Below are 3,588 nucleotides of genomic sequence, written 5' to 3'. Positions count from 1 at the left end.
CGACACCCTCCCTCGAGGGAGGGGAGCGCCCCGCCAGGAACCCCGCCAATGACCGCGACCCCGACCGTTCTTTCCCCCACAGCGGAAGCTTCGGTCGAAGGATTGCCGCCGGGCTTCGGCGAAGGCATCGCCGGCAAGGCGGCTTTTTTTATCGCCATCGCCTTCTCCATCTTCCAGATCTACATCGCCGCCTATGGCAGCCTGCCGAGCCAGGTCGTACGCGCCATGCATGTCGGCTTCCTGCTGCTGCTCGGCTTTGCCCTAATCGCCAATCTGCGCGCCAAAAGCGTCCCGGCGAAAGCAGTGTTCTGGACGCTCGGCGTGCTTGGCTTCGCCACCGGTCTGTACAATTGGGTGTTCTATGCCGACCTCATCCGCCGCTCCGGCTTTCTCACCACGCCTGACCTGATCGTCGGCGCGGTGCTGGTCGTGCTGGTTTTCGAGGCGGCGCGGCGGTTGATGGGGCTGCCGCTCGCCGTCATTGCCTTCATCTTTCTCGCCTACGCATTTGCCGGCAATCACCTGCCGCCGCCTTTCATCCATCGCGGTTATGATTTCGCCCAGCTCGTCGATACCTTCGCCTATGGCACCGAAGGCATCTACGGCACGCCGATCTATGTCTCGGCCGCCTACATCTTCATCTTCGTCGTCTTCGCCGCCTTTCTCGAGCGCGCCGGCATGATCGCGCTGTTCAACGATTTTGCGCTTGGCCTGGTCGGCTCATGGCGCGGCGGCCCGGCGCAGGTCTGCGTGCTGTCCTCGGCGCTGATGGGCACCATTTCCGGCTCCGGCGTCGCCAATGTGGTGGCCAGCGGCCAGTTCACCATCCCGCTGATGAAGCGCTTCGGCTTCCGCTCGGCCTTCGCCGGCGCCGTCGAGGCGACCTCGTCGATGGGCGGCCAGATCATGCCGCCGGTGATGGGAGCGGTTGCCTTCATCATGGCCGAGACGCTGAACATCCCCTATGCCGCGGTGGTCAAGGCGGCGATCATTCCGGCGCTGCTCTATTTCGGCGCCTGTTTCTGGCAGGTGCACCTGGAGGCCGGCAAGGCCGGCCTGCACGGCATGGCCAAGGCCGACCTGCCCAATCCGTGGGATGCGGTGAGACAACATTGGCCGCTGGTACTGCCGCTCGCAGCACTGATCTACCTGCTGTTTGCCGGCTACACACCGGTGTTCGCCGGCACCATGGGCCTGGCGCTGACCATTGTGCTCATCCTCGGCACGCCGCTTGCGGCATCGATCGGGCCGCTCGCTTTCCGCGTCGTCTTCTGGCTGGCGCTTGGGCTTGCCGCCGCCTCCTTCATGAAGTTTGGCGTCAACATCCTCAGCCTGGTCATCGCCGTGCTGGTCGCCGCCTGCCTCACCTTCAAGGGCGGGCGCGAGACGCTGCGCATATGCGTGGATTCCCTTGCCGAGGGAGCAAAGAACGCGCTGCCGGTCGGCATTGCCTGCGCCATCGTCGGCATCGTCATCGGCACGTTGACGCTTACCGGCATCGCCTCGACCTTCATCGGCTGGATCATCTCGATCGGCGAGAACAATCTGTTCCTGTCGCTGCTTTTGACCATGCTCACCTGCCTGGTGCTCGGCATGGGCATACCGACCATTCCCAACTACATCATAACTTCGTCGCTGGCCGGGCCAGCGCTGCTGTCGCTCGGCGTGCCGTTGGTGGTCAGCCATATGTTCGTCTTCTATTTCGGCATCATGGCCGATCTCACCCCGCCTGTGGCGCTGGCCGCCTTCGCCGCCGCACCCATGGCCAAGGAAAGCGGCCTCAAGATCGGCATCCAGGCCACCAAGCTTGCCATTGCCGGCTTCGTGGTGCCGTTCATGGCGGTCTATACCCCGGCGCTGATGCTGCAGGATCCCGGCCCGATCGCCGCCCAGTTCGGCTATCCCGTCGAGGTCGCTTATATCGTCATCAAAGCCTGCATGGGTATCGTCCTGTGGGGCGCCGCGGCCGTCGGATTTCTCGCCCGGCGCATGGCCTGGTGGGAACGCCTCGTCGCGTTCGCCGCCGGCGTGCTGCTGGTTGCGGCGCTGCCGCTCACCGACGAGGCGGGCTGGGCGCTGTCCCTTGCCTGGATCGGCTGGCACTGCTGGCGCGCGCGGCAGGCTTCGCTGGCCAATTCAGCATGAGCCTCTGCATCGTCGCGGCCGGCAAGACGGTGACGCTCGCGGTCGCTGCCTTCACGCTCTCCTGGGTGCATTCGGTGGAGAAGACCCAGTGGCAGGAAGACTGGAAGGTGCTGCCGTCCGGCCTGGAGCTGGTCGAGGCCCGCATCAAGGGATCGGGCGCCGGGATGGAGCCGCCGCAAGGCTCGGCGCTGCGCGACGGCTGGTGGGTCTATGCGCCCAAGGTCGGGCCACAGCGGCGCCTCGTGCTCGCCGCCTCGGGCGCTACGGGTCAGGGCTGGACGCTGTGCACGGCGCAGGACTGCCGCGAATTGGCCAAGGTGGCAGGCGACACGGTCTCGCTGGAGCCGTGCGCACCGGAGGGCTCTAGCCAGCCGCGGTAGCGGGCGATCATGCCGGCAAGCGGATGCGAGATCTCGACATGGAAGCCGAAGCGGCCATCCTCCACTGTTTCGTAGGAAGTCGAGCGTGGACAGAGCCACATCGGCAGCGGCAGGCCGAAAAAGCTCCAGCGGCGCAAGACCAGTGCCAGCCGGCCGTCCTCGGCAACCAGTGCCATCGCGAAGGTCAGCGGGCCGAAGCGTTCGCACAGCAGGCGCTGCGATCGACCCCGGCCTGCGAACTGTAGGCTCGAAAAACTGTGCTTGCCGAATATCCGCGTCCAGGTCTCGCCGTCCTTGTCGGTGTCGAAGCGGACATGAACCGGGATGTCCTCGCTTGCCCCGGGGAAGCCGACCATCCAGGCCATTAGCCGGCCAAGAACATTGTGCCCGCGTTCGACGCGCGCGCGGCCTGCGGCGGTGATCGTACGGTCATGCATTGACCGAATTGCCTCAGGAAGACCTTGCCAGGCGGCACCGAGCAGCTCGGCATAAAGCGGCTTGTCCTCGTCCGCGGCCCCGTTCCTGAAGCCGGTGTAGATTGTCTTGCCGGCGAACAGCGCTTCATAGTCCCGGAGCTCAAGATCGCGCACCGCCGCCCGTGCGCCCGGCGCGGGCTGATGTCCGGCCAGCACTTTGCGGACGAGCGCTTCGACCGCCATAGACGGGATCAGCGGCCCATCATTGCCCTCGGCCAAGAGATGCCACGAGCGCTTGACGATGGCGCCCGCCCGGTCCGATCCCTCCACCTCGACGAACATGCCGCCGCGATGCTCGCCCCAGCGCAGCCGGTTCGTTGCCTGATGCATAAGCGGCGCCAGCGGCAAAAGCGAACTGATCAATCCGGCACGCACCAGCCAGGCGAGGCAGATCAGGGCGCGGTGCAGCACCTCGGGTGCCGGCCCGGCTCCCATCCAGATGGTCTTCGCCTCCGGCCAAAGCGCGGCCAAGGCGCGCAGGTCTGGAACGTCGACCAGCGAAAACAGCGTGTTTCGAAGCGGCAGCCGGCCCGGCGGCGCGATCGTGTAGCGCAGCTGCTCGGCAAACGGACGGCCTTGTTCGGGAC

At 66.0% G+C, this 3,588-nt stretch carries 3 protein-coding genes; 2 read left to right on the top strand and 1 reads right to left on the bottom strand.

From position 1 onward, the window contains the following. The first annotated feature begins 48 nt into the window (after positions 1-48). On the top strand, positions 49-2,145 hold the full coding sequence (locus E5W70_RS09795; RefSeq protein ID WP_292656990.1) for a TRAP transporter permease: 2,097 nt from the start codon (positions 49-51) through the stop codon (positions 2,143-2,145). Then, positions 2,142-2,525, top strand: a complete 384-nt coding sequence (locus tag E5W70_RS09790; protein WP_292656987.1) for a DUF1850 domain-containing protein — start codon at positions 2,142-2,144, stop codon at positions 2,523-2,525. The genes E5W70_RS09795 and E5W70_RS09790 overlap by 4 nt, the downstream gene beginning before the upstream one ends. On the opposite strand, the gene E5W70_RS09785 is transcribed toward E5W70_RS09790, so the two are convergent. Continuing rightward, positions 2,414-3,588 (bottom strand): DUF4166 domain-containing protein (locus tag E5W70_RS09785; RefSeq protein WP_292656984.1); only part of this gene is annotated, 1,175 nt, incomplete at its 5' end. The two genes, E5W70_RS09790 and E5W70_RS09785, sit on opposite strands and share 112 nt — an antisense overlap.

Source organism: Mesorhizobium sp., assembly GCF_005063415.1.
Classification (GTDB): domain Bacteria; phylum Pseudomonadota; class Alphaproteobacteria; order Rhizobiales; family Rhizobiaceae; genus Mesorhizobium.
The sequence above is the reverse complement of the archived record's forward strand: the minus strand, read 5'-3'. Positions and strand labels throughout refer to the sequence as shown.